We start from the raw sequence: 25002 nt of genomic DNA, 5'->3' as shown, positions 1-25002 counted from the left end.
CGAGGTCGCCCGCGGCGGTTCAGCCGGCGAGCAGGTCGCCGCAGAACGAGCGGATGGCGCGGTTGACCGTCTCGGGCCGCTCCCAGGGCATGAAGTGGCCGGCGCCCTTGACCCAGAACGGGCCGACCGCCTCGGGGAAGGCGATCGCGCACCGCTCCTCGACGTGGTTGCGCAGGGTCACCTGGTCGGTGCCGATCAGCAGCAGCGCCTGCTGCCGCACCGGCCGGTCGGTCATCTCCGGTGCCGACAGCGGCCGGATGCCCATGACGACCTCGTAGTCGGCGAATGAGGCGCGCAGCCGGGCCGCGTCCCCGTACGGCTCGGTGAGGAAGGCCAGGTCGTCCTCGCCGAAGGCGTCGGGCGGACACCACAGGCGGTGTCCGTAGAACTCGCCTATATAACGCCGCCGCTGCTCGGGGGTGTCCAACTCGGCGACCAGGACGTCGGCGTGGAGCCCCTGGCGGCGCTGGTAGTCGTAGACCGCACGCTTGGGAGGGATCGGCGGGATGCCCGCGGCGGCGAACGCCTCGGCCAGGTCGGGCATGGAGTCGTCCAGGATCACCAGGCGGTCCACCCGGTCCGGGTGGCGGTTGGCCATGTCGATGGCGATCATCGCGCCCAGATCGTGCCCGGCGACGACCGCGCGGTCCCAGCCGAGCCGGTCGAACAGCCCGGTCAGGTCGGCGTTGAACGCGCGGAAGTCGTAGAAGCCGTCCGGCGCGAAATCGGAGTCGCCGTAGCCGCGCAGGTCAGGCGCCACGACGTCGAACCCCGCCGCGGCCAGCGGGGCGAGATTGTGCGACCAGATACGGCTCGTGCAGGGGAACCCGTGGACGAGCAGCAGCGGCACACCGCCCTCCCCGCGCCGCCGCACGGCCAGCCGGTGCCCCTGCCGGACGTCGATCAGTACGGGCGCGATCACTTCCGCGGGAAGAGCCATACCCCTGTCTACCCGATCACCCCCGAGCCGGCGACGCCGCAGCCGAATTCGCCGCCCGGAACCCGCGGATCACCGAAGTCCGGGCCGGTGTGGGGGTGTGGCGCCGGCGGTCCTGCGGACTGGATACGGTCGTCGCCGAGAACCATCGAGGGGGGCGGATGTCCGAACTGCCGCACAGGCCCATCGCCTGGGCCGCCTTCGTGCTGGCCGGGGCTGTGGCCGCGGCCGGCGCACTGATCACGGGCTGCTCGCAGTCGCAGGTGTCCGGTTGTACGGATGTGTCGTTGGCCGTGCGGGACACGCACGTCCGGCAGGTCACCGACGACCTGGCGCTGACGGCCACGCTCACTGCGGACGGCAAGCCCGTGGCGGGGCAGCGGGTCAACTTCTGGCTGTACGACAAGGGGCCGGGGCTGCCGCCCGGGTCCGGGGTCTTCGTCGGCACCACATCCACCGGGGCGGCGGGGCAGGCCCGGCTGAACGTGGTCGGCGGACCGGCCCGCGCCCTGACCGCGGGCAGCACGCCGACCGGCTTCGGCGCGGAGATACCCCAGAGCAAGGACTACTGCGCCGCGAACACCAAGGCCGCACTCGTCTGCGGCTCGTCGGCCTCAGCCCTGTGCCCCGCCGTCCGCCGACCCGTCCCCTGAGCCGCGGCCGTCCACCTCAAGTCCATGGAAGGGCCGACCGCCGGGACCAGTACGCCCGGGGGTCCTCGGCCAGCGCGGCGCAGAGGTCGGGCGGGGGCGCCGGTGCGCTTGTGGCGGTGAGGTTGGACCGCAGCTGCCCGACGGTCACCGCGCCGGACAGGACGACATCGGCCCACGGCTGGGCCAGGGCCGCGGCCAGGGCGGTGGCGTCCGGGCGCTCGCCCAGCGCTCCGATGCCGGGTCCTGGTTCGGCCAGCCGCCCGTTCGCGAGCGCCTCCTTGACGATCACGGTCCATCCCGCGGCCTTGGCCTCCGCGAGGGCCGGCCCGGCCGACGGCTCCAGCACGTTCCAGGTGGCCTGCACCGCGGAGAAGACGGGCTGCCCGTCGACGCGGGCGGCGAGCGCCCTGCGGAGCGTGAAGGACTGACCGGGTCCGCTCAGGCTCAGCCCGACGGGAACGCCGAGCCCGGCAAGCGCGCGCAGGACCTTCTCGTCGTCGAGGATCCCCGACTCCTCGGTCGCGGAATGCACCTGGTAGAGGTCCAGCCACGGCCCGAGCAGCGCCCTGCTCTGCGGCCACTGCCGGGCCAGCGCGGTGGCGGAGTGGTCCTTGACCTCCTGGACCTGCGCGTGTTCCTGCCAGCCGGCGGTGTAGGCGTACCCCCACTTCGACGACACGGTGACCTCACGGGTCCCGATCGTGCGGTCGGCCAGCCACCCCGACAGGAACTGCTCGGCCAGCCCGTAGGAGCGAGCGGCGTCGAACCACCGCACCCCCGCGGCCCAGGCGGCGTCGAGAACCTCCTCGCACCGCCTGCGCAGGCCCTCCACGGAGCGGGCGGTACCGAGCCACGCGCCGTGACCGGCCGTCAGGTACTCCGGACGTCCCAACGCGGCCAGGCCCAGCCCGAGTACGGCCATGGGGTGCCCCTTCCCCTCGTGTCGGTGGCTCTGTGCGGGATTCTCCCGGATCGGCCGCGCCGGGCAGCGCCGCCTCGCGGGACTGCCGCGAACGAGGGGAGGCCGTGGCCTAACCGAACGAGAAGGTGGCGCCCGGCGCGGCATGGTCGACGGGGCCGTCGAACCGGGTGGCGGCGCGCTCCACCGCCTGCTGCGGCGTGAGGGACCTGCCGACGTGCGTGACGATCAACCGGGCCGCCCGCGCCGCACCGGCCGTCTCACCGGAGTCCTCGGGCGTGTGGTGCACCTTCTCCTCACCCACCGGAGCCTGCACGCTCTCGGCCTCGCACAGCAGCGCATCGCACCCCTCGGCCAGCTCCGTGAGGCTCGCGCACGGCGCCGTGTCCCCCGAGTAGACAAGTGACGTGCCCCCGGCCTCGACACGTACGGCGAAGGCAGGGATGCCGTGCGCCACCGCCCGGCTGGTCAGCGTGAGCGCGCCGACCTGCACCTGGTGCCCGTCGTGCAGCTCGTGGACGGCGAAGGCGGATTCGACCGGGCTGCGGGTCGAGGTGTTGGTGAGGAAGTGGGCCAGCCGGTCCGCGGTGCCCGCAGGGCCGTACAGCGGGATCGGCGCGGCGAGCCGCACATCCGCGAAGAGGGCGCCGTAATACGCGGTGAGCAGGTCCGCGCTGTGATCGGCGTGCAGGTGCGAGATCCAGATCGCGTCCAGTTCGTCCAGCCTGGCGTACCGCTGCAGCTGGGCCAGCGTCCCGGTGCCGGCGTCCATCCACACCCGTGTCCCGCCGCTGGAGAGCAGGTAGCCGGAACACGGATTGTCGACAGTCGGATAGGGCGTCGCGCTACCGAGAACGGTGAGGCGGAGACGTTCGCTGTTCATCCCGGGAGTCTAGAACGCCTGTTCTCCAGGAGGCGGAGGTGCGTGCGCGGCCTGTTCGCCGCCCGCGTGAAGTCCGGAGCGCGGCAGGTCGCCGCGGCTCGGCGGAGAAGTGTCGTGGCTGTGGAGGTCGGTTGTTACCTTTCCGGGTTCGGTGTGGGCGGTGTGTCGTTCGGGTGTTTGGGGTGGCGTGATGGGTGGTGTGTGTTACCGGGAGCCGTGGTTGCTGGGCGAGGCGGGTGCGGAGTGTGCTCGCCACGCCCGGGCGTGGGATTGCGCGCACGACGCATCCGACAGTTGCCGTTATGTCCGGAATTCGTAACGTGAGGAGAGTTGGCAGGTGTGAGCGGGGCGTGCCCGGTGACAGTGGTCTTCCTCGGCGCTGCCGGGGCGTGCATTCCGAGGTCACGGCGGTGCCGTGCCTGCACGTAGCCCACACGAAGGGGAAACGTACGTGTCCCGTTTTGCTTTGCGTTTGGCGTCGACCGTGATGGCTGCCGGTGCGGTCGTGGCGGTCGCGGCTCTGCCGGCGTCCGCGGCGGCGCCGGTGAATGACCACGGCTGGGGCCGCCACGCGCGTTCGCAGGTCGTCCTGGGGGAGGTCCACCACGCGGGCCGTGGTTCCGACGTCCGGTCGGGCCGCGCGCTGAACCAGGAGTGGGTGACCGTCACCAATGAGGGGCGCCGGCCGGTGAGCCTGGACCGCTGGACCCTGACCGACTCCGACCACCACGTGTACCGCTTCGAGGATGTGACCCTGCGCGGCCACCAGTCGGTGCGCATCCGCACCGGCTACGGGCGGGACACCAGCCGCGACCTCTACCAGGACCGCCGTACGTCGGTGTGGGACGCCCGCCGTGACACCGCGACGCTGCGCGACAGCCGCGGCCACGTCGTGGACACCGAGTCGTGGGGCCGCGGCCGCCGCTGATCCCCCTCCAACGTGCCGGCCTTCGCGGTCGGCACGCGGTGCCCCGCCGCCCTGCCAGGTCGGCGGGGCACCGCCTTGACGTGGCCCCCCGGCCGGCCCGCTGCCTTGGCCCTCTCGGCTCATGCCCCAACTCGCGCTGTATATAAGCCGTATGACGACGTGCCACCACCCAGACCCGGCTGCGGAGGCGTAGCAGGTGTCTGCGAGGATGCGCGGATGAGTGGTGACACGCAGGCCGACACGCCAGGGGACACGCCGGAGGACACGCAGACCGTACAGGTCCGGCGCCGCTGGATCGTATGGGCCGTGGCGGCCGTCGTGGCCGTGGCGGTGGCCTTCGGCGGCGGGGCGACATGGGCGAAGGGCCGGCTGCCCTTCACCTCGGCCGCGCCCTCGTGCTGGGGTGTCGACCTGTCGGCTCTCTTCCCGCACCGGGCCACGTCCACGCAGGACATCGCGCCGTACGGCGACACGACCCCCGAGTGCCGGATCATGGTGGGCGTCGACCGGGGCCGCAGCGTCGATGCCACCTCGGACGTCTTCTACGCCGACCTCGACGAGCTGGACTCGGACAGCGCCGGCGGCGGATGGTCGCACGACGGACTGAGGGGCGGCCTGTATCCGCTGGGGCCGGGGCTGACGGGCATGGCCGACGACCAGGACGCCTGGGTGGAGTTGCCGCGCGCGTGCTTCGCGACGGACCCCTACGACGACAGCGCGCCGTACGTGGTGCGGCTGTCGTACCGGCCCCGGGCAGCGATCCTGCCGGTGGACGACGACGGCGCGAGCAGTGACGGCGCGCTCCAGATGGCCAAGGCCGCGGTCGCACTGGCCAACCGTGCCGCCTCGTCCCTTGACTGCGCGGGCACGCTGCCGAGCCCGACGCTGCCGGCCTCCGAGCACTTCTCGTCCCCGACCTCGCCCCGCGACAGCTGTGGCCTGCCGGCCTCGGCGCTGCCCGCGAAGGTGGACGTGCGCTCGGAGTACCGGGCGACCGGCCGCTCGGTGAGCGTGTGCACGCTGGTCAGCGACGTGGGCGACCTGGACCTGATCACCCTGTCCGGCGACCTCGGCCTGTCGCGGACCTTCCACGGCCTGGCGCGCACCTACGGTCCGGGCCGCCTGCTGACCCCGCACGGGGCCGGATACGCCGGCACGAACCTGGCGACGGCCGACCTGAGATGCGGCAAGCAGGACGTGACCTTCGTGATCCGCGACCAGGACGACATCGGCGGCTTCGACGCGGCCCATGTCCTCGCCGCGTACGCCGCGGCCCAAGGCCCGCACTTCGGCTGCGACAAGGACCCGGTACGGGTCTCCGGTTGAGGGCGAGGCGCGGACGGCAGGCGACCCGCGCGCTGAGGACGTCCAGGGGAAGGCACGCGAGTGGGGTGCGCCCGCCGGCGCCGTGTCGTAGTGGAGGCCGCGCCGGACCTCGGTGACGTGTCCCGGGTCGACATCGGCGTCGTCCGGTCCCCTTCCCATGGTGGTGTTTCGGCGATCCGCCAGCCCATCGACGGCAGGGCGCCGCAGTGGGCCAGGATCAGCCGCAGCCCGGGATGGCGGCGGAAGACCCCGCTGCAGATCGCGTCGACGATCGTGCGGGCGGTGTCGAAGGGGTACTCGCACACCGAGCTGGGACGGCCCATGCCCAGCACATCCACGTGCGGGCTGTCGGTCGGGTGGACCAGGACCGGTGTCCCGCGGCGGTCGAGGTCGGCGAGGACGGGCGCGTAGAAGGGCCGGCCGAGGTAGTGGCCCAGCCCGTTGAAGTTCAACAGCACACCGCCGAGCCCCAGCTCGTCAAGCGGGTAGGCGATCTCGGTGAGCATCGCCTCGGGGCTGTCGAGCGGCACCGCGGCGAAGGCGCCGAAGCGGTCGGGGTGCTTGCCGATCAGGTCGGCGTACTCGCGGTTGACGGACCGGCAGAAGCGGGTGGCGAAGACCGGATCGTCGGCGGTGCCCGCGAAGGGCCAGGGTGCGGACAGCAGTTGGGCGCGGATCTCGTGCCCGTCCATGAAGGCCAGCGCGGTCTGCGCGGTCCACCCGGCGGGGATCCGGTATCCGCCGGGCAGGGTGAACCCGTGCCCGCGGGGAGCCGGACATGAACCGCGCGCGGGATACGGCGCCGGGTCGCGCGGGCGGCCGTCGCCCTGCTCGGGCTGGTGCTGCTGTCCTGACCCCTGCCTGACCCGCCTGTCCGGTCCGCGGCGCACCACACCGGTGAGCCGCGGGCCGGACCTGCTTGTTTCCCGTGCTCCCCACGCGGCTGGTTCCTCTGGAGCGCGTCGAGCGTGTTGACGATCCAGGTCCCGGTGTCCTGGGGCCGGGGGAGCTGTGGGCGAAGGCGCCGGCCTGTTCGAGGCTGATGTAGCCGTGGAAGGTGCTCCAGCGCCAGCAGCGCGATCCGGGTCTCGCCTGACCTGGCTCCGACGTGCCCGCGGCCGGCGACAAGAGGCCGTCGACCTGCACCGGTTCGCAACCGTCCGGCTCGCTCGCCACTGAACGGCTGTGCGGCGGAAGAATTTTCGGGAATCCCCGCCCGGCAGCGATGAGTTCCGTGGCGCCGCCCGGTCTGACCTGGTGGAGCGGGACCCGGGCGGTGCGCCCGGGTCGCCTTGCGACGACACGACAGGCAGGACATCGACATGACAGCGCCAGTGAAGGGCCCCGCCAGCTACTTCCCCTCGATCGAGAAGAAGTACGGCCGTCCGATCGCGGAGTGGAAGGACCTCATCCGTGCCTCGCCGCTGACCAGGCACATGGAGCTGGTCGCCTGGCTCAAGACCGACCACGGGCTCGGCCACGGCCACGCCAACGCCCTCGTCGCCCACACCCTCGCCGAGGGCATCGGGAACTGATGCGTGTGGGCGGCCATCGGGCAGTCTGCGACCGGGGGTCCGCGGGAGGGTGGACGAGCAGTCCCCACTCCCGCTCGTCCGCGGTTTGCCGAATTCACCCAGGGGCACGCGGCAACCATGACCGACGAGACCACTGCGACACCCGCAGAAGAACACCTGCTCCTCAGCGCCGACACCAACGGTGACGGGAAGCCTGACGTGTGGATGAGCGACACCACAGGCGACGGGAAGGCCGACCTCTACCAGTTCGACACCACCGGGGACGGCACGGTGGACGTCACCATCGTCGAGGAGGCCGACCACGGCGAAACCCAGCGTGCCGTCGTGGAAGGCGACGGCGGCCACCCCCTTCCCTCCTGAGGGCAGCCCATCCGGGTGTGCACGGGCGGGTCGCTGCTCAGCCGCGACAGCCCTGCGGAGACTCGCAGCATCGCGCCCCGTGTCCGGCCGACGGATGGCCGGGCCACGGTGCCTGGGGTGGGCGTGACGTACGTCCGGCGCCTGCGGTCGCGCCTCGCGACGCTGACAGCTTCACGGCGAGCGGTACGTGCCGTTACGGTGGGCGGATGGGGACGATCAAGCATTTCCAGGTCACTTTCGACTGCGCGGAACCCGAGCGCGTCGCCCGCTTCTGGTGCGACGTGCTGGGGTACGTCGTACCGCCGCCACCGGAAGGGTTCGCCACGTGGGACGTTTTCGACCGCGCGCTACCGCCCGAGCGGCAGGGCGCGGCGTTCGCATGCGTGGATCCCTCGGGTGTGGGCCCGCGGATGTTCTTCCAGCGCGTTCCCGAAGGGAAGATCGTCAAGAACCGGGTGCATCTTGACGTGCGGGTCGCCAGCGGGCTCGTGGGTGAAGAGCGCCTGGCCGCACTGGAGGCCGAGTGCGCACGACTGGTCGCGCTCGGTGCGGTACGCGTGCGACTGCTGCGCGCCGATGAGTACAACGAGTCGTGCATCGTGATGCAGGACGTCGAGGGCAACGAGTTCTGCCTCGACTGAGGAGCCGGAAACGTGTCCATGGGCCGGCGGCGAGATGTGACGACACAACCCGTCGTCGATGCGAACGCGGTGATGGGCGGATCCCGACGTCAGGCGGAGCGCTGCGGCAGGAGTGCTTGATGCGCAGCGGCCGGCGGACGGCACTTCGACAATGTTGATCTTGTTCACGCGTGCGTCAGCCAGTGGACATGACAAATGCGCCAGCGATTTCCCCCCGCCCGCAAGTCTCCGTGCATGGGATTCACTTCACTGCGCAAGCGCGCCGTATCCGCAGCATCCGTTGCCGTCCTCGGCGCCGCCGTCGCGTCGGTCATGGCGGCCTCGCCCGCCCAGGCGGCCGCCGTCTACTGGCAGTTCAAGAGCATCGAGACAGGGACGTGCCTGACGGGAGGCACGAGCGGCGTGGCCTGGGCGTCCAGCTGCACCGGCAGCAGCAACCAGCAGTGGGACTGGGTCGGCGACAGCGGCGGTGCGGACTTCCCGCAGCTCAAGAACCGGGCCACCGGGCAGTGCCTGGCCACCGACGACAAGAGCAACGTCAATGCGGTCTGGACGAGTTCCTGCACGTGGACCGACGGCCAGCGCTGGGGCTACAACGCCACCACGCAGCAGTTCGGCTCGGCGCTCGGAGAGGCGCTCAAGGCGTACTCCGACGGCTCGCTGCACACCGTCCCCGGCAGCTACCAGGCCTGGGTGGGCTGGCACAACTGACCACGGGACGACGGGGGTCGTCGCGCGACTGAGGGCGGCCGGCGCACCGGCCGCCCTCGGCCGCTGGCGGCGACGCGGCGGCAGGGCCGCCGATCTCCGCCCGGTCACGTCGGGCGGACCACCGGGTGCAAGGAGGAGAGGCAGCCGACGCGCCGAAAACCGTTGGATGTACGGCGACGGGGGTGGCGCTGCAAGGGGAACTCGAACCAGCGGTTCAACGTGTTCGGCACACCGTCCACGGCGGGAAGTACTTCATCCAGCTTCGCCGCAACCGGCGTCATCGCCCCGAGCGCCTCGTGCGCCGCACCGCCCCGATCCGCGCGCACCTCCCGTCCGACTTCCGTTGGTCCGCCGTACGCCTGACCCGTGTCTGATGGTGGACGTCCGTGGACGCAGCGGGTTAAATCCTGTGTGCCCACCCCATCTCGCCCCGCACACCCCCGTCTTGGGATTGACAACGTTGTCCTTCCGACGCGGGCCGTGCACACGCAGCGCCACGCCGGAGAGGTCACGTGTCCAGCAGATCCCATGTCCCCCTGCCCCCCGCGGTTCCGCCGGGAACCGCCCGCGGCAACCGCCGTCCCCTACGCGCGACGGTCGCCGTGCTGCTCACCGGGGCGCTCGGCCTCGCAGGTCTGGCGGGTGCCGGCGGTGCCGCGGCCTCGCCCGCGGCGGCCACCGGCGGTACGGACTACACCAGCCTCGTCGACCCGTTCGTGTCGACGGCCGGCGACGACGGCAACGACCTGCCGGGGGCCGAGGCGCCCCACAGCCTGGCGAAGGTCAACCCGATGACCACGCCGAACCGCAACCACTCCGGGTACGACTACAACGAGGACCACATCGCCGGCTTCACGGCCACGGACCTCGACGGCGTCGGCGGATCGGGCGGGGGCGGCGACCTGCTGGTCGTCCCGACGTCCGTGCGGTACGACAAACGCCCCGCGCCGAGCACGTACGCGCACTCGTACAGCCACGACGACGAGAGCGCGGCGCCCGGCGACTACCGGGTGGGGCTCGGGGCGCTCTCCGGCACCGCCTCGTCGGTGACGCAGGGACCCGGGACCGTGCAGGCCGAGATGACCGCGACGACGCGCACCGCGCTGGAGCGCTACCGCTTCCCCTCGGGCGCCAACCCCCAGCTCGTCCTGGACCTGGCGAACAACTTCACCAGCCGCAGCCGCGCGACGATGAAGGCGGCGACGCTCCCTGACGGGACCACCTCGATCACCGGGCTCATCGCGGGATCGTTCAACGGCGCTTCGTACCAGCTGTATTACGACGCCACCACCAACGTCCCGGTGACCTCCCTGAAGACCTGGGGCAACGACGGCGTGCTGGGCGACGCCACCGCGCAGGACGGCGCCGACGCCGGCGCGGTCCTCGGCTTCGACACCTCCGCGGGCGACGACGTCGAACTGCGCATCACCCTCTCGCCGATCAGCGCCGAACAGGCCGCGACCGACCAGCGCAACGAGGTGGGCGGCCTCACCTTCGACCAGGCGCGGGCCCGCACGAAGGCGGAGTGGAACAGCACGCTCGGCGCCGTCGACGTGCGCTCCTCGGCGACGTCCGACCCCGGGTCGACGCTGACCAAGGAGTTCTACACGCACCTGTACCGCATGTACGGGCTGCCGGTGAACGCCACCAGCACCAGCGGGACGTACCGCGGTGTCGACGGAGCGGTCCACAAGGCCAACGACTCCACGTACTACGACGGTTGGTCGACCTGGGACGACTTCCGCAAGTACTCGGTCGACGCCTACATCGACCCGGCCGGCTACCGCGACATGGTGCAGTCGCTCATCGAGCTGTTCGCCGACGCGCACACCTCGGGCAAGAGCCTGGGCAGCCTCACCCACTCGGTCCCGACCGTGCGCTGGGAGCGCTCCGCCGTCGTCATCGCCGACGCGCTGTCGAAGGGCTACAAGAACTTCGACCGGCTGGACGAGGCCTACCCGGCGCTGATGTCCTACGCCGGGTACTACACGGGCACGCAGCTGCGGCTGGGATACGTCGCGGGTGACCCCGGCACGACCGTCCAGCGCGGCTACGACCAGTGGGCGCTGTCCGTCATCGCCGGCGCGCTCGGCAGGACGGCCGACGCGCAGAAGCTCCGCACCCAGTCGACGATGGCGATCGACAACCTCGTGAAGTCCGGCGCCTGGACCGCGGCCGACGGCACCGAGGTCGGGCTGCTCACCCCGCGCACGTCCGGCGGCGACTGGCAGAGCACCGACTACGAGAAGTTCGAGGCCGCCGGCCTCTACCAGGGCACGCTCTGGCAGTACAACTGGTACGACGCCTACGACATGGGCGGCCTCATCAAGGCCATGGGCGGCGCGAAGGCCGGAAAAGCCGCCGTGGAGCACATGTTCGGCGTGGACTCCGCTGCCGCCGACGGCTCGACCATGCTGCACTCCAACGCCAACGAGATCGACCTGCAGGCGCCCTACCTCTTCAACTACGTCGGCGAGCCGAGCCTGACGCAGAAGTGGGTGCGCGCGATCTACACCGGCACGACCTGGAACCGCTACATAGCGACCGGCTCCACCAACGAAGCCCCCAGCTCCGGCGGCCAGTTCACCCCGCCGATCGACACCCGGGTCTACAAGCTGTCCCCGAACGGCTTCCTGCCGACCATGGACAACGACGCCGGCACCATGTCGACCATGTTCGTCGCGGCCGCCCTGGGGCTCTTCCCGGTGACCGCCGGCTCCAGCCAGTTCCAGATCGGCAGCCCGTTCTTCGACTCCACGACGATCACCTACCCCAACGGCACCCACTTCACGGTGAAGGCCGACGGGGTCTCGCCGAGCAACTACTACGTGCAGAGCGCGACCCTCAACGGCTCGCGGTTCACGGACACCTGGCTCGACTACTCGCAGATCCTCCACGGCGGGACGCTGGACTTCACGATGGGCGTCACGCCCTCGCAGTGGGGCGCCCACACCAGGCCCGCCTACTCGCTGGACACCGACCCCGGCACCGGCGGCGGCACCGGGGCGGCCACGGGCGACACCACCGTCGCCGCCCGCCCGGCCGCCGTCGCCACCGCCGCCGACGGCGGCGTCCACAGCAGCGTGCAGCTCACCCTGTCGGGACCGGCGTCCTTCGCCGCCCGCAAGGGGACCAGCCTGACCGGGTCAGGCGCGGCGAGCGTGACCGGCCTGCCCGCCGGCGTCACGGCCGACCTCCGCATCAGCGGTTCGCGGACGGCGACGCTGTCGCTCACCGGCACCACGACGGTCGACGCGCGCTTCGGCGTCACCTTCCGCGACGCGGCCTTCGCCCACGGCGTGCCGGCCTCGACCGTGCACGGCACGGGGACGTCCCCGACCGACCCGCTGGTGATCTCCGCCGCCGCGGTGCAGCGCAAGGCGCTCGCCGCGTACGTCGGCCAGGCGTCCCTGGTGCGCAGCGGCAACTACTCCGACGGCTCCTGGAACCTGTTCCGCTCGGCGCTCGAACACGCGCGGACCGTCCTGGCGGACACCGCCGCGGGCACCGGCACGATCATGGCCGCGGACGACGCGCTGCACTCCGCCGTCGACGCGCTCACCATCGACGAGGGCGGCTACGCCGTCCTGCAGGCCGAGACCCCCGACCAGAAGGAGGGTCCGAGCCTCGTGAGCGAGGCCTACTACTCCGACGGCGACCTCGGCGGCGTCACCGACGGGGCGTGGGAGCGGTACGCCAAGCTGGACTTCGGCGGGGTCGCCCCGCGGAGCGTCTCGGTCCGCTACGCGAACGCGCAGCCGGCGACCGCGAAGCCGAGCAGCGTCGACGTCCACGCGGGCGGCGCCGACGGACCCGTCGTCGCCACCGTCCAGCTGCCGGGAACCGGCAGCTGGCAGAACTACAGCACGGTGCAGGCCGCCGTCACCGACCCCTCCGCACTGCTGGCGGCGTCGGGCGCGACGTTCGTCTTCCACGCCCCGTCCGGCCAGCAGTGGGTGTCCAACTTCGACTGGTACCAGTTCTCGCCGAACGCGGTCTCCTCCTCGCCCACGACCACCGTGGCCACGCTCAGCGCGGCCAACAGCACCACGACCGGCGGTGGTTCGCTCCCGCTCAAGGTCTCGGGCGGCATCTTCGAGAACGTCACGGACGGCGCCTGGGCGCAGTGGCAGGGCACCGACCTGCACGGCGGCGCCGACACCGTGACGGTGCGCTACGACAAGCCCCAGTCGCGGGCCGCGGCGGACTCGCACATCGAACTGCACCTCGGCGCCAAGGACGGGCCGAAGAAGGTCGACATCCCGCTGGACTACACCGGTTCCGGCTGGGGGACGATCGGCACCGCGACCGTGCAGCTCGACCCGGCCGTCTTCACCGGAGTCCAGGACGCCTGGGCCGACTTCGCCTCCAGCACGCAGACCTCCACCCTGCCCTACGTGGGCAACGTCTACTCGCTGACCCTGACGCGCGCCGCCGCCGCCCCGGTGGGCTTCGACGCCACGGCGTGGCGCTCCAACAGCGGCGGCGGGCTCAAGAGCGAGCCGGTCGGCTGGAGCGGCGCGGGCTCGGCCACCGACCTCGGCGGCACGTACAACGGGGCCTGGCTCGACTACGGGGACGTCGACTTCGGCGACTCGCAGAAGACCACCGTCACCCTCACCTACGCCAACAACTCCGCACGCTGCGGCACCGGTTCTGCCGTCCAGATCTACCTGGACTCCTTCGACGCGACCAACCCCGGCACGCCGTACGCGACCGTCCCGCTGCCGGTCACCGGAAGCGCGTGGTCCACAGGAGGGACGACGAGCGTGACGCTGCCGAAGGCGGTCACCGGCACGCACGGCGTCCACCTGCGGCTGACGACGACCCCGGACTCCTCCCACCCGTACGTGGCGAACCTGGGCCGGATCACCTTCAGCCACGTCGACACCCCGGCTGCCACCGACAAGTCCGGCCTGCTCAAGGCGATCGACCAGTACGCGGGACTCGCCGACCAGGCGCAGCGCTACGACACCGTCGACTTCGGTGTCTACCAGCGCGAACTGGCCGCCGCACGCGACCTCGCCGCCGCGGACGGCGCCACCCAGCTCGAAGTCGACAACCAGACCCGCAGCCTCACCCTGGCCGCCGGCCAGCTGATCCCGCTGCCGAGGCTGGAGCTGGAGAACCTGGTCACCACAGCGTCGGCCCTCGACAACGCGCGGTACACCGACGCCTCGTGGGCGGCGTTCACCACGGCGCTGGCCGCGGCGAAGACCGCGCTGGCCGACGGCACGGCCACCGACGAGACCCTCACCGCACGGGACACGGCCCTCGACCACGCCATGTCCGCACTCACCACCAAGCCCAGGACGGTGCCTGCCGCCCCCGGCGCCGTGTCGGCGACGTCGTCCGGCACGAGCGTGACCGTCGCCTGGTCCGCCCCCGCGGACGCCGGCGGCTCCCCGGTCACCGGCTACAAGGTCGCCCTCAGCGACGGACACCAGGTCGCGATCAGCGACCCCGGCAGCCGGAGCACGACCTTCACCTGGCTGCCGGACGGCAGGTCCTACACCGCGCGCGTCCAGGCCGTGAACGCCGTCGGCACCTCGCGCTCCAGCGCCGCCACCGCACCCGTGGTGACCGGCGGCAGGCCGCAGAAGCCGGCCGTCACCGGCGTGGTCACCGACGGCCGGCAGACCCGGGTGACCTGGGACGCGGCGGGCGACGGCGGATTCCCGATCATCGCCTACACCGTGGCCCTCGACGACGGAACCACCGCGCACCTCCCCGCCACCTCCGAGACCGCGCTGCTCACCACGAGCGGCAAGGCCACGGCGCACACGGCGACCGTGACCGCGGTCACCCTGGCCGGCACCTCGGACGACACCCCAGCGACCGCCCCGGCGGACGCCTCCGACCCGGGGTACGTCTCCTCGCCCTTCCCCGACGACACCCTCAACGCGACCTACGCGTCGGACGCGTGGCCGGCCACCGGTGACACGGCGGGCTACTTCAACGACCTGCTCAGCGGCATCGGCGACCTCCACTCCGACATCCTCGGCGCCGACACCAAGGTGCCCGCGGGCACCGCGCCCACCGCCCAGAACGACACGATCGCCCTGCGCATCAACAACGCGGCCACGCAGAAGGAGGTGGACCGGGCCGAGGTCGACGCGACCAACAGCCCCACCGTCACGATGGCCGACGGTCTCGGGTCCCGGCTCGGCCAGATCTACCGCGACGCCCTGAACGGCGGCGCCCTGCCGAAGACCAGCGCGCTGTTCTCCCGGGTGACGAAGAACCTCGACACCCACGACGCTGCGAAGGACCACTACGGCTACCTGCGCCCGTACGTACGGCTCGGCTTCGTCGGCGACGGCGGCGACGTCTATGAGTCGCAGGACGGCTCGTACAGCGGCCTGGCCACCAGCGGTTCGTACCCCAGCGGCCACACCTACGGCGGTTACGAGGCCGGCACCGTGCTGGCCACGCTGCTGCCGGAGGTGGCGCCGTCGATCCTCGCGCGCACCTCGGAGTACGGCGACAACCGCATCGTCCTCGGGTTCCACTACCCGCTCGACGTCATGGGCGGCCGCATCACCGGACAGGCCACCGTGGCCCACCGGTGGGCCGACCCCGAGTTCGCCGGGCTGCTGCTGCAGGCCCACACCGAGATCGAGAACGTGCTGCTCGCGCAGTGCCAGAAGGAGGGTTACGGCGACACGCTCGCGGCCTGCGAGGGCGACGCCTACGACGGCCTGAGCACCGCCCAGGACGTCGACGTCTACACGCAGCGCCTGGCGTACGGCTTCTCGCAGGTGGGCAAGGCGGGACAGCCCCTCACCGCGCCGTCCGACGCGGCGGCCCTGCTGATCACGGCCTTCCCCGACCTCACCACCGCGCAGCGCACGCAGGTCCTCCAGCAGACCGCGACGGACTCCGGCTACCCGCTGGACCTCACCTCGGACGGCGGGGCCGGCTGGGAGCGGATCAACCTGGCCGCCGCGATGTCGGCGCACGTGGCCGTCAACCCCGACGGGTCGGTGACGGTGACGAACGTCCCCGACGCCACCAAGGCAAGCGTCGCGGACGTCGACGCGATCCGGGTGGGCGGCGCCGCGATCGACGGCTTCGACCCGGCCGTGTCCACGTACGTCGTCGACTGGCCGAAGAACGCCAAGGTCCCGTCCGTCACCGCGGTGCCGGCCGAGCCCGGCGAGCTGGTGAGGGTCACCGACGGCAGCCCGATCCTGTCCTCGACCGGCTCGCGCCTCACCACCCGCATCATCACGGTGACATCCGCCAACGGCTCGGTCACCCGCACCTACACCGTCGGCTTCCAGCAGACCGACCACGACCACCGCCCGGCCACAGCCGGCGGCAACGGGAGGTAGCACCAGCGCAGTTCGCCACCGGCCCCGCCGGGTGGACCACCACGGTCCACCCGGCGGGGCCGTCGGCGTACGCAGCGGCGCGCTTGTGGTCGCCGATCACAGTCATGTGCGGTTTCCTGGCAGGATCAACCGCAGTCGGTGGTGAACTCAGGCTGGAGCCGCTCATGGACGTGACCGAGTCGGTGCATGCCACGCGGGTCTCCGCGTACGCGACCGTGGGCACGCACCTGTCCCTGCTCAGCGACCGGCGGCTCGCGGATGCGGTATCCGCCGCGGAGAGCCTCGGTTCCGGCATCGGCGGCAGGTCGGCGGAGATGCGGGTGGCGGGGACACGCGTCTTCGTCAAGCGGGTCCCGCTGACGGACATCGAGCTGCAGCCCGCGCACGTGCGGTCGACCGCCAACGTGTTCGATCTTCCCCTCTTCTACCAGTACGGGGTGGGATCGGCGGGGTTCGGCGCCTGGCGTGAGCTGGCCGCGCACATCATGACCACCGGCTGGGTACTGAAGGGCGAACATGCCGGGTTCCCGCTGCTGTACCACTGGCGGGTCCTGCCCGACAGCCCCCCCGCCGGCTTCGCCGACGGCTTCGGGGGAGTGGAAGGTGCTGTGGCCCATTGGGACGGGTCGCCGGCCGTGCGCCGCCGGCTGGAAGCCATCGGGCGGTCGTCATCCAGCCTGGTGCTCTTCATGGAGCATGTTCCCCGGACGCTCGGCGCGTGGCTCGCCGAGGCCCGGGACGCGACCCCGGGAGGTCACTCGCCCTGTCTGTGGGTTGAGGACGCGGTGGTGCGGGGGACGGAGTTCATGAGCGCGCGCGGACTGGTCCATTTCGACGCGCACTTCTCCAACCTGCTCACCGACGGCCGGCAGGTCTACTTCGCCGACTTCGGTCTGGCCCTGAGCCGCGGCTTCGACCTCTCGGCGGAAGAGCGCGCCTTCCTCACCGATCACCTCGTGTACGACCGCTGCTACGCGCCAAGCCACCTGCTGCGCCATCACCTTCCCGACAGCGTGCGTACCGGCGCCGACCACGGGACCTTCCTGCGCGAATGGGTCGCGGGCCGCCGCCCCTCCGGCGTTCCGAACGACATCAGCGCGATCATCGACCGCCACGCACGTCACGCGATCATCCTGGACGACTTCCACCACCGCCTGATGACACAGAGCAAGCGCACTCCCTTCCCCACCGCCGATGTCCAGCGAGCACTGGGGTCCGTCCGGCCGAGCATGTGACCACCTCACGGCCGGGTCCGACCGGTCACGCCGTCCGGCTCAGGGTGCGGCCGGAGCCTCGACGGGAGGATCCGACGGCTTCTTCTCCGCCGCGGCGGCCGAGCCGTCGGTGTACCGGGCCACCACCAGGTGGACAGCCAGCCCCGAGCCGAGGAAGAGCCCGCCCAGGACGAGCCAGCCTCCGCTTCCCCAGCCGATGAGCAGGGTGGTCATCACGGTGGGGCCGAGCATCCTGGCGATCTGCGGAGCCATGCCGAAGAAGCCCTGGTACTGGCCCTGTTTGCCGTCCGGGGCGAGGCCGAAGCCGATCTCCCAGGCGCCGGCGCCCTGCATCATCTCGCCGAAGACCTGGACGAAGGCCCCCGCCAGAAGCACGCAGACCGCCCAGAACGCACCGAGCGAGGTACCGGTCACGGCGTAGACCAGGCACGCGGCGAACAGCAGGAGGCCTGCCTTGGCGGTGGTGCGTGACGCGGTGGGCAGGCTGGTGACCTGGCGGGCCACCCGGACCTGGAAGGCGACGACGCTGAGCATGTTGACGACCAGGACGGCGGCGGCCATCGGCTTGGGCGCGTCGGTGCGTTCCGCGATCCACAGCGGCAGGCCGAGGCTGAGCAGCGGCATGTTCAGGTACAGGATCGCGTTGAGGAAGGTCAGCAGCGTGTAGGGGCGGTCGCGCAGGACGGTCAGCCGGGGCTCGCCCGCCGCCGGAGCGGCCGCCGGCGGGACTTCGGGGAGGCGGCCGAGTACGAGGGCCGCGGTGAGGAACATGAGGGCGTCGACCGCGAAGACGGTGAGATACGCCGACTCGGTGTCCACGCTCAGGGCGACGCCGCCGACTCCGGCGCCGAGGGCGAGCCCGCCGTTGAGGGTGGACTGCAACTGGGCTCGCACCCGGGTCCGTTCGTCCGCGTCGACCAGACCCGCCAGCAGGGTCTGCCGGGCCGAGGTCAGCCCTCCCTGGCAGCAGGCGTAGAGGCAGAACATCAGGACGAACAGCGGGAAGGAGCGGATCACCAGGAAGGCGAGCAGCGTTGCCGAGGTGTAGATCGCCAGCACCCGTGCGGTACGCCGTGGCCCCCAGCGGTCGGCGAGGGCGCCCAGCGGCACCCCGGCGAGCATGCCGGTGCACCAGCCGACGGTGAGCGCGACGCCGACACGGGTGGCGGACAGGCCCACGATCTGCGTGAAGAACAGCGCGGAGGTGGCGTAGAAGGCGCCGTCGCCAATGGAGTTGGCGAGCTGCGCCTGCGCCAGGACACGAGGTGGCCCCGGCCGCGGAAGGATCTTGGGCATGGTGCTCCTGGGAGGGCGGGAAAGATCGCGCCGCCAGTCAAGCATCGGCCACCTGGGCGGGGAAGGGTGTTTGCGCCCGCGAAGGGGCAGGCGTGCCCCGCCGGCAGGCTTGAAGCTCGACAAGACCGCAGGGATCGAGTGGATGGGGCGGCGTTTCCGGGGCATGCGGAGAGCGGGACGAGTCCGGGCGAGGGTGAGGATCTCTGGTGACGAGCAGCGACGGCGGGCTGATCGAGCGGGCGGTGGGAGGACGTGGGGCCGACCGCGCAACTGTCCCTGCGCAGGCAGCGAGCTCGGGTGCGGTGGCCGACGCCGGGCAGGCGCCCGGCCGCCCTCGGCCGCTGGCGGCGCTGGCGATGGCCTGGCTGACGGTGCTGCAGCTCCGGCTCCGCGGTGGAAGGCGGAGCTGAAGGCCGCCGGTCTCGCGTCCAGCCGGTCGGCATCAGCGGAGTGACGGCTGATCACACCTCAGCGTGCGCGGCGGCGCACGTCTCGACAACGACTTCTCCTGCGGGGTCGTAGGCGAGCGCTGCCCTCCGGGGCGTCGGGCCGCCACCGTCAGCGGGCGTCCGCTCGTGCCCGCCGTCGGCGAACCGGGACGCTCGTGCAAGGTCCGCGTCCGGCTCAGTCCAGGTCGAGGTCCAGGTCCAGCCGCCAGTCGTTGCTGCGCATCATGGTGCCGCTGCCCCGCGGGTACTCGAAGTCGCACGGGCCGGCCAGGCGGAAGCCCAGGCGGCGGCACAGGGCGTTCGACGGCTCGTTGTCGACCGAGGGGAAGGCGTGCAGGCGGCGCGGGGCACGGGGTGCGCGAGCGGCCTCCCGCACGACGCCGACGAGCGCGGCGCCGGCCGCGGCCGCGATGCCTCTGCCCTGGTAGGTCGGCAGGACGTTCCAGCCCGTCTCGTAGATCTGCTCGCCCGCCCAATCCCGCTGGTGGTAGGCGATGCTGCCGACCATCTCCTCCCCGAGCAGCACGGCGAACATGCAGCCCTCCCCGGCCGCCGGCATGGCCAGGTAGCGGCGGTGCCGGGCGAGCAGCTCGTCCTCCGACTCGGGACCCCCGACGTGGTGGCGCATCTGCGGGGTGTTGATCCTGCGGAGGAGCGCGAGCGCGGGCTCCGACCAGGGTTCGAGACGAACGTCCATGCGGCGCAGTCTGGCAGAGTGCCCAGGTCGGTGTGCTGCGGTCCCTGCCCATCGCCGTCCCACAGAACCTCACCCTTGTCGATCCCGCGAAAGCGGTGACGGTGTTCGTCGGGCCTGACATGCCGCCGACGGTGGCGCCGGACGCCTGCGCCGCCAATCACCAGCACCTGCCGGTGACCGACGAGCAGGAGCGAGCCTTGCAGACGCAGAAGCGGCTGCGCGCCATTCGCGCCGCGGGTGCGGACGTGGCGGCGATGCTCAAGCCCCCGCTGTATCGATCCGTCGACGAGCAGGGGTCGAGAACGCTCTACTTCCGGACTCCTGCTCACCCCCGCACGAAGATCTCGCAGAGCGCCGCCTACGCCGCGGCGCCGCAGCGGCCGGTCGGGGCGGCGCACCAGGCACGGTGCGGCGTCGTGCCGTACGGCGTGGTGCTGGTCACCAGGGCGCCGCGGGCGTCGCCCGGAGGTTCCCGCATCACCGGCCCGGCCGAATACCACGGCAGCGTCGAACACCTCAGCGGCTAATTCCTCGTCGGCGCCGACGGGAAACCCACGACGATCGTGGCCGAGGCGGACTACCGCATCGAGGGCGGTTTCGTACACGTGCGGATCGCCGGCACCGACCAGGTCCAGGTGGTCTCCGCCCGGCCGTCAGGCGGCGGCGGAGTGCCGTCAGACCTTGACGCAGACATTGCAAGGATGCCGGGCCGGTGTCAGGGTGGGCCGATGTCGACTCCACTGCCGCGCCGCGCGGCGTTAAAGATGACCGGTGCCGGTCTGCTCGGCCTCGGCGCGAGCCTCGCACTGCCCGTCCCACCGGCGTCAGCCGACGTTCCGACCTCCCAGCGGTTCGACCTGTCGCAACCGTCCTACGAGCGGTTCCGCAGCGTCTCGTTGTACGCGACACACCATGCGATGCAGGGCATGGCCTACGACAACGTCAACCGGCGCCTGTACATCGCACAGATCCAGAACGGCAGCGACGGCGACGACCTGTGCATCAACGAGCTGACCATCGAGGGCGTGCTGACCGGCCACATGCTCGTCAGCAACGCGGGGCACGGTGTGTCGATCGGTGTGGAACCGGTCGGCACCTCGTCCTACATCTGGATGGAGTGCGACTCCGACGAGCACAGTGATGCCGGCCGCGGTACCGCGCTCGCCCGTTTCAAGTTCGTCAACGGCGGTACCCCGTCCTCCGTGCAGAAGTTCCTCACCGGCAGCAGGACGATCACCTGCGCGACCGACCCGGACAACAAGCGGCTGCTGGTTCGGCGCAACGAGAACGGCAGCATGTACTACAGCCTGTTCCCGCTTGCCGACGCTGCCGCGGGCAGGTTCTCCAGCCCACTGGCCCACTTCGCGCAGCCGACGCTGGGCAGCGGTTCGGTGACCTTCCAGGGCTACACCGTCCTCGGCAACTACCTGTACACCCTGGACGGGACAGGGCACGAGGACCCCGCCGACATCAACTCCTACGTCACGGCCGTCGACATGAACACCGGCAAGGTCGTGCAACGCTCCTTCACCCAGGCCGGCAAGACGCTCTTCTACCGCGAGCCCGAAGGCATGATGGTCTACCGGACCGTCGGCGGAAACCTGCGCCTGTGCTTCGGCTTCGCCTCCCGGCCTGACATGTCGAGTCTGAGCCGCTACGCGAGCGTGTACTACAAGGATGTCCTGATCTGACTCCCCCGCAACGGTTGGGGGACTGCGGCGGGCTTACGCGCCGGGCGGGGCGGCAGGCTGCTTGCGGGCGGTGCGCCAGCGGGAGCGGGTCTGCTCGACGACGCGGTTCCACTGGCGGCGCACCTGGTCGTCGGAGGGGCGGCGGCCCGTGCGGATGCGGGTGAGTTCGTCGTGGATCTCACGGCCCAGCACGGCCGACACCACGACCACGAGCATGGCGCCGAACAGCGCGGAAACCGTTCCGAAGACCGCGCCGGCGGCGCCGTAACGTGACGCCTGGGAGTTGAACAGCCGCGGCAGGTAGACCGTCGCGCCCACCGAGTACACCGCGGTCAGCGCGGCCGCGGTGAGGCCGAAAGGCATCAGGGCGCGCCAGGTGAGCCGCCACGCGGAGAGGACGCGGCCGCTCCAGATCAGGAAGGCCCCGGTGATCGGGGCTTCGCACGCCGCGGACGCCAGACCCAGCGTGCCCTGGTCGACGGCCGCGTGGACGGCGCCGAGGACGGCTGTGTAGCAGCCGAGCGAGACAATCCACCAAAGGTTGTTCCGGGTGTTGCGCACGCTCAGCGGCTTGAGTTCCCACGTCTGCTCGAACAGCCGTTGGGTGGAGCGCGCGAAGCTCAGCGTCGAGATGGCCAGGAAGGTCGCGCCGAGGACACTGACCCCGGCGCTCGTCGATTCGCCGGCGAACACCGACCTGACGGCGTCCGCGCCTCCTCCGGTGAGGCGGTAGCGCGAGATGATCCGGTCGGCGACGTCGTTGCCGAAGACGGCACTGCTCAGGACCAGCAGCGGGACCAGCCCGGTGAGCGCGCTGGACGCCAGCGCCATCGAGCGGTCGAAGCCCACGATCTTCTGGAACCGGTTGACGACGCGCAGCACGAAGGAGGGCCGCAGCCAGAACGTCAGCAGCCTGACGAGGCGTTCGCGCGAGATGCCCGGCGTCTTGTCCTCCGCTCGTCCTTCGCTCGTCCGCCGCGCCCTGCGGCACTGCGGGTCCTCGTGGCCGGTCAGCCTAGGAGAGACCGGACCGTGTCGCCGACGCGACACGGGGGAACGGCGTGCGGCCTGCACCCTGTCGGCGGCGCCGGAGCGGAGCGCTGTACTCCGAACGCGTGATGCCAGGGCGTCACTGGGGTGGCTGCTGCGGCGGCCTGAGTACGGGGGCACGATGTCGGTGGGTACAGGGCGGCCGACCGGTTCGTGTCCGAGCGGAGGTCCCGCCGGTGACGGGTGGGCGCCGGGCGGTGCGCGCGGTGCGGAGCCCGAGGGCGACGGAGTACCCCTGCCGGGACCCGGGCAGCCGCTGGTGCTGCAGGCGCTGCGCGAGTCCCGCCTGGTGCGCCACACCGCTGCGTACGGCAGAGGCCGACTATCCGAGGGTCCACTGCTGGTTGCTGCCGCCGTTGCACGACCAGAGTTCGACAAGAGCTCCGTTGGCGGTGGAAGCTCCGGTCACGTCCAGGCACAGGCCGGACAGGACGCTGGTGACCGTGCCGTTGGAGTTGACGTTCCACTGCTGGTTGGCCTGACCATTGCAGGACCAGACGATCGCCTTGGTGCCGTTGGTGGTGCCCTTGGCATTGGCGTCCAGGCAGAGGCTTCCCCCACCGACCGTGACCGCCAGCTCGTTCGACGGGTTGTGCGTCCAGGTCTGGTTGGCCCCGCCGGAGCAGCTGTATATCTGCTGCTGGGTGCCCAGCGTCGTGGTCGAGTTCGGGTCGTCCAGGCACTTGCCCGCACCCACCGCGTGCAGCGCACCGGTGGTGCCGGTAATGGTGCCGCTGACGGTCCAGGTGAAGCGGGTGCTGCCGGTGGCGCCGGTGGTGTCGGTGGCGCTCACGACGGCGGTGAACGTGCCGCCGCTGCTGGGGGTGCCGGAGATCAGGCCGCTGGCCGAGATCGACAAACCTGGGGGCAGACCTGTGGCGCTGTAGGTCAGGGTCTGTCCGGATGCCGAGTCGGTGGCGTTGACCTGTAGCGCGTGGATCGGGGTGCCGGATGCGGCGGTCTGGTCGCCGGGGTTGGTGACGGCGACCGTGTTGCCGCCTGTGGTGCTGCCGTCCAGCCCCATGAAGTGAATGGCGTAGGCGGCCATCTGCGTGCCCTGGATCGGCAGCTGGTGCCCGGCGCCGACGATGCTGTACGTCTCGACCTGCGTGCTGCCTGCGCTGCTGTTGTACCGGTTCCGGTTCCAGTTGGTGACCGGGGTGTCACTCGACGAAGGAGTCTGACTCACCCCGAGTACGTTCGTCCACTGTTTGGTCTCTTCGCCGAGATTGTTGTAGTTCAGGGTGGTGTCGGCGGTGCCGTGCCACAACTGCACGCGCGGGCGCGGCCCGGTATAGCCGGGGTCGGCGTCATTGCGCACCAGGTCGCCCCACTGCTGCGGGGTCATGGAAACCTGGCCCCCGGCGCAGGGCCCGTTCCAGCCGCGCACCGTGCCCGTGTAGAAGCAGTGGTAGGGCACGCCCATGAACGCCGCGCCCGCCTTGAACACGTCCGGGTAGTCCGCGAGCATGACGTTGGTCATCATCCCGCCTGACGACTCGCCGGTGACGTACACGGCGTTGGGGTTCCCGCCGTAGTGCTGTTCGGTGTACGTGATCATCGACATCAGCCCGACCGGGTCACTGCCGCCGTTGCGCTTCAGTGCCTGGTCGGACGAGACGTCCCAGCAACTGCCGCCCGGGTTTGTCGATGGGTAGATGACGATGAACCCGTCCTGGTCGGCCAGCGACCCGAAGTCGGTGCTGGAGTACAGGTAGGGTCCGGAACCCTGGCACCCGTGCAGTGCCAGCAGGATCGACGGGTTGGGCTTGACGCTGTTCGGCACGTACACGTACATCTGCAGGTTGGTCGGGTTGGTGCCGAAGTTCGTGACCTGGGTCAGCGAGGCCGCGGCAGCCCGGGGTGCGGCGGGCAGAGCCACCCCGATCACAGCGGCGACCGCCAGGAGCACCCCGAGCAAGCGGAACTTCAGGTACCAGGATCGCAGCATGGGATCTCTTCCTCCACGGACTGTCGTCGGGGCTAGCGGTGAGTAGGTATGGCCTCGGTCGCGTACGGGCACAGCGAGAGCACCTTCACGACTGAGAGCAGGAGAACTGCCGTAGTCCAGACGTTGCGCGCTCTCGCGGGTGCGTCTCGATGCAGGTGTAAAAACTGTCATTTCGTTGCGTACCGCTGCTCGCTGTTGGCTTGCAAACCGATGTGAGCGCTCACATCTGCGATACCACTTCCGGCGCTGCCAGGCTCGTGGCCCAGGTGCGTTCGGGCATTGACGGTGCCTCAGTGTCTGCGACATGTCAAGGAGGCATGGGATGTCTTCCTTGATCCGTCCCGGTTCGGCGGAGCCACGAAGGGGGAGGGGGGAGCCGGTGCGAATGTACTGAGCACGGAAC

The 25002-nt window shown here is 71.1% G+C and carries 19 protein-coding genes; 11 read left to right on the top strand and 8 right to left on the bottom strand.

Annotation, left to right across the window (positions count from 1 at the left end):
- Window positions 1-19 precede the first annotated feature (19 nt).
- A complete protein-coding gene (locus NFU81_RS14245) occupies window positions 20-940 on the bottom strand; it encodes an alpha/beta fold hydrolase (protein WP_251489561.1) in 921 nt (306 codons plus the stop codon).
- Window positions 941-1098: 158 nt separating this feature from the next.
- Here NFU81_RS14245 and NFU81_RS14240 point away from each other — a divergent pair, with 158 nt between their 5' ends.
- Window positions 1099-1590: a hypothetical protein gene (locus NFU81_RS14240; protein WP_251489560.1), complete on the top strand. Its 492-nt coding sequence runs from the start codon at window positions 1099-1101 to the stop codon at window positions 1588-1590.
- 16 nt (window positions 1591-1606) lie between these two features.
- Here the strand turns inward: NFU81_RS14240 and NFU81_RS14235 are convergent, their stop codons facing one another.
- Entirely contained in the window at window positions 1607-2512 is a 906-nt protein-coding gene (locus NFU81_RS14235; RefSeq protein WP_251489559.1) for an aldo/keto reductase, read from the bottom strand.
- A gap of 109 nt (window positions 2513-2621) precedes the next feature.
- Window positions 2622-3392: an MBL fold metallo-hydrolase gene (locus tag NFU81_RS14230; protein ID WP_251489558.1), complete on the bottom strand. Its 771-nt coding sequence runs from the start codon at window positions 3390-3392 to the stop codon at window positions 2622-2624.
- Between the two features lie 472 nt (window positions 3393-3864).
- Here NFU81_RS14230 and NFU81_RS14225 point away from each other — a divergent pair, with 472 nt between their 5' ends.
- Window positions 3865-4320 (top strand): lamin tail domain-containing protein, encoded by a 456-nt coding sequence (locus NFU81_RS14225; protein ID WP_308208285.1) that lies wholly within the window; start codon window positions 3865-3867, stop codon window positions 4318-4320.
- 1106 nt (window positions 4321-5426) lie between these two features.
- On the opposite strand, the gene NFU81_RS14220 is transcribed toward NFU81_RS14225, so the two are convergent.
- Window positions 5427-6536 carry an amidohydrolase family protein gene (locus NFU81_RS14220; protein WP_251489556.1) on the bottom strand — a complete coding sequence of 370 codons (1110 nt, stop codon included), beginning with the start codon at window positions 6534-6536 and terminating at the stop codon, window positions 5427-5429.
- Between the two features lie 432 nt (window positions 6537-6968).
- Between NFU81_RS14220 and NFU81_RS14215 the strand changes: the two genes are divergently transcribed.
- From NFU81_RS14215 to NFU81_RS14190, 6 genes are all read left to right on the top strand, one after another.
- Window positions 6969-7181 (top strand): DUF4287 domain-containing protein, encoded by a 213-nt coding sequence (locus NFU81_RS14215; RefSeq protein ID WP_251489555.1) that lies wholly within the window; start codon window positions 6969-6971, stop codon window positions 7179-7181.
- 117 nt (window positions 7182-7298) lie between these two features.
- Window positions 7299-7541: a hypothetical protein gene (locus NFU81_RS14210; protein ID WP_251489554.1), complete on the top strand. Its 243-nt coding sequence runs from the start codon at window positions 7299-7301 to the stop codon at window positions 7539-7541.
- Between the two features lie 206 nt (window positions 7542-7747).
- A complete protein-coding gene (locus NFU81_RS14205; RefSeq protein WP_251489553.1) occupies window positions 7748-8182 on the top strand; it encodes a VOC family protein in 435 nt (144 codons plus the stop codon).
- 234 nt (window positions 8183-8416) lie between these two features.
- Window positions 8417-8893 carry an RICIN domain-containing protein gene (locus NFU81_RS14200; protein WP_251489552.1) on the top strand — a complete coding sequence of 159 codons (477 nt, stop codon included), beginning with the start codon at window positions 8417-8419 and terminating at the stop codon, window positions 8891-8893.
- Between the two features lie 512 nt (window positions 8894-9405).
- The gene (locus tag NFU81_RS14195; RefSeq protein ID WP_422665201.1) at window positions 9406-16230 is read left to right on the top strand and encodes a glycoside hydrolase domain-containing protein; all 6825 of its coding nucleotides are present in this window, start codon (window positions 9406-9408) and stop codon (window positions 16228-16230) included.
- 164 nt (window positions 16231-16394) lie between these two features.
- Window positions 16395-17465, top strand: a complete 1071-nt coding sequence (locus NFU81_RS14190) for a BUD32 family EKC/KEOPS complex subunit (protein ID WP_251489551.1) — start codon at window positions 16395-16397, stop codon at window positions 17463-17465.
- A gap of 39 nt (window positions 17466-17504) precedes the next feature.
- Here the strand turns inward: NFU81_RS14190 and NFU81_RS14185 are convergent, their stop codons facing one another.
- Window positions 17505-18761 carry an MFS transporter gene (locus tag NFU81_RS14185; protein ID WP_251489549.1) on the bottom strand — a complete coding sequence of 419 codons (1257 nt, stop codon included), beginning with the start codon at window positions 18759-18761 and terminating at the stop codon, window positions 17505-17507.
- 206 nt (window positions 18762-18967) lie between these two features.
- Between NFU81_RS14185 and NFU81_RS14180 the strand changes: the two genes are divergently transcribed.
- Window positions 18968-19171 carry a hypothetical protein gene (locus tag NFU81_RS14180; protein ID WP_251489548.1) on the top strand — a complete coding sequence of 68 codons (204 nt, stop codon included), beginning with the start codon at window positions 18968-18970 and terminating at the stop codon, window positions 19169-19171.
- A gap of 214 nt (window positions 19172-19385) precedes the next feature.
- Here NFU81_RS14180 and NFU81_RS14175 read toward each other — a convergent pair whose 3' ends face one another.
- Window positions 19386-19907 carry a GNAT family N-acetyltransferase gene (locus NFU81_RS14175; protein WP_251489547.1) on the bottom strand — a complete coding sequence of 174 codons (522 nt, stop codon included), beginning with the start codon at window positions 19905-19907 and terminating at the stop codon, window positions 19386-19388.
- A 32-nt stretch (window positions 19908-19939) separates the two neighbouring features.
- Here NFU81_RS14175 and NFU81_RS14170 point away from each other — a divergent pair, with 32 nt between their 5' ends.
- On the top strand, window positions 19940-20434 hold the full coding sequence (locus NFU81_RS14170; RefSeq protein ID WP_251489526.1) for a C45 family peptidase: 495 nt from the start codon (window positions 19940-19942) through the stop codon (window positions 20432-20434).
- Between the two features lie 237 nt (window positions 20435-20671).
- The gene (locus tag NFU81_RS14165; RefSeq protein WP_251489524.1) at window positions 20672-21598 is read left to right on the top strand and encodes a phage baseplate protein; all 927 of its coding nucleotides are present in this window, start codon (window positions 20672-20674) and stop codon (window positions 21596-21598) included.
- A 33-nt stretch (window positions 21599-21631) separates the two neighbouring features.
- Here the strand turns inward: NFU81_RS14165 and NFU81_RS14160 are convergent, their stop codons facing one another.
- Together NFU81_RS14160 and NFU81_RS14155 are read right to left on the bottom strand one after the other, a co-directional pair.
- Window positions 21632-22648, bottom strand: coding sequence for a YihY/virulence factor BrkB family protein (locus tag NFU81_RS14160; RefSeq protein WP_251489523.1), 1017 nt, complete (start codon window positions 22646-22648; stop codon window positions 21632-21634).
- A gap of 322 nt (window positions 22649-22970) precedes the next feature.
- Complete coding sequence (locus tag NFU81_RS14155) at window positions 22971-24599, bottom strand: extracellular catalytic domain type 1 short-chain-length polyhydroxyalkanoate depolymerase (protein WP_251489521.1); 1629 nt, start codon at window positions 24597-24599, stop codon at window positions 22971-22973.
- Between the last annotated feature and the right edge of the window lie 403 nt (window positions 24600-25002).

The sequence above is a fragment of the Actinacidiphila cocklensis genome, from assembly GCF_907177275.1.
In the GTDB taxonomy this organism is placed as follows: Bacteria; Actinomycetota; Actinomycetes; order Streptomycetales; family Streptomycetaceae; genus Actinacidiphila; species Actinacidiphila cocklensis.
The sequence above is the reverse complement of the archived record's forward strand: the minus strand, read 5'-3'. Positions and strand labels throughout refer to the sequence as shown.

Bases quoted from the DNA above. Each gene is read 5' to 3' on its own strand.
- NFU81_RS14245 (WP_251489561.1), bottom strand. From the start codon at position 940: ATGGCTCTTCCCGCGGAAGTGATCGCGCCCGTACTGATCGACGTCCGG.
- NFU81_RS14240 (WP_251489560.1), top strand. From the start codon at position 1,099: ATGTCCGAACTGCCGCACAGGCCCATCGCCTGGGCCGCCTTCGTGCTG.
- NFU81_RS14235 (WP_251489559.1), bottom strand. From the start codon at position 2,512: ATGGCCGTACTCGGGCTGGGCCTGGCCGCGTTGGGACGTCCGGAGTAC.
- NFU81_RS14230 (WP_251489558.1), bottom strand. From the start codon at position 3,392: ATGAACAGCGAACGTCTCCGCCTCACCGTTCTCGGTAGCGCGACGCCC.
- NFU81_RS14215 (WP_251489555.1), top strand. From the start codon at position 6,969: ATGACAGCGCCAGTGAAGGGCCCCGCCAGCTACTTCCCCTCGATCGAG.
- NFU81_RS14210 (WP_251489554.1), top strand. From the start codon at position 7,299: ATGACCGACGAGACCACTGCGACACCCGCAGAAGAACACCTGCTCCTC.
- NFU81_RS14205 (WP_251489553.1), top strand. From the start codon at position 7,748: ATGGGGACGATCAAGCATTTCCAGGTCACTTTCGACTGCGCGGAACCC.
- NFU81_RS14200 (WP_251489552.1), top strand. From the start codon at position 8,417: ATGGGATTCACTTCACTGCGCAAGCGCGCCGTATCCGCAGCATCCGTT.
- NFU81_RS14190 (WP_251489551.1), top strand. From the start codon at position 16,395: ATGGACGTGACCGAGTCGGTGCATGCCACGCGGGTCTCCGCGTACGCG.
- NFU81_RS14185 (WP_251489549.1), bottom strand. From the start codon at position 18,761: ATGCCCAAGATCCTTCCGCGGCCGGGGCCACCTCGTGTCCTGGCGCAG.
- NFU81_RS14175 (WP_251489547.1), bottom strand. From the start codon at position 19,907: ATGGACGTTCGTCTCGAACCCTGGTCGGAGCCCGCGCTCGCGCTCCTC.
- NFU81_RS14165 (WP_251489524.1), top strand. From the start codon at position 20,672: ATGACCGGTGCCGGTCTGCTCGGCCTCGGCGCGAGCCTCGCACTGCCC.
- NFU81_RS14155 (WP_251489521.1), bottom strand. From the start codon at position 24,599: ATGCTGCGATCCTGGTACCTGAAGTTCCGCTTGCTCGGGGTGCTCCTG.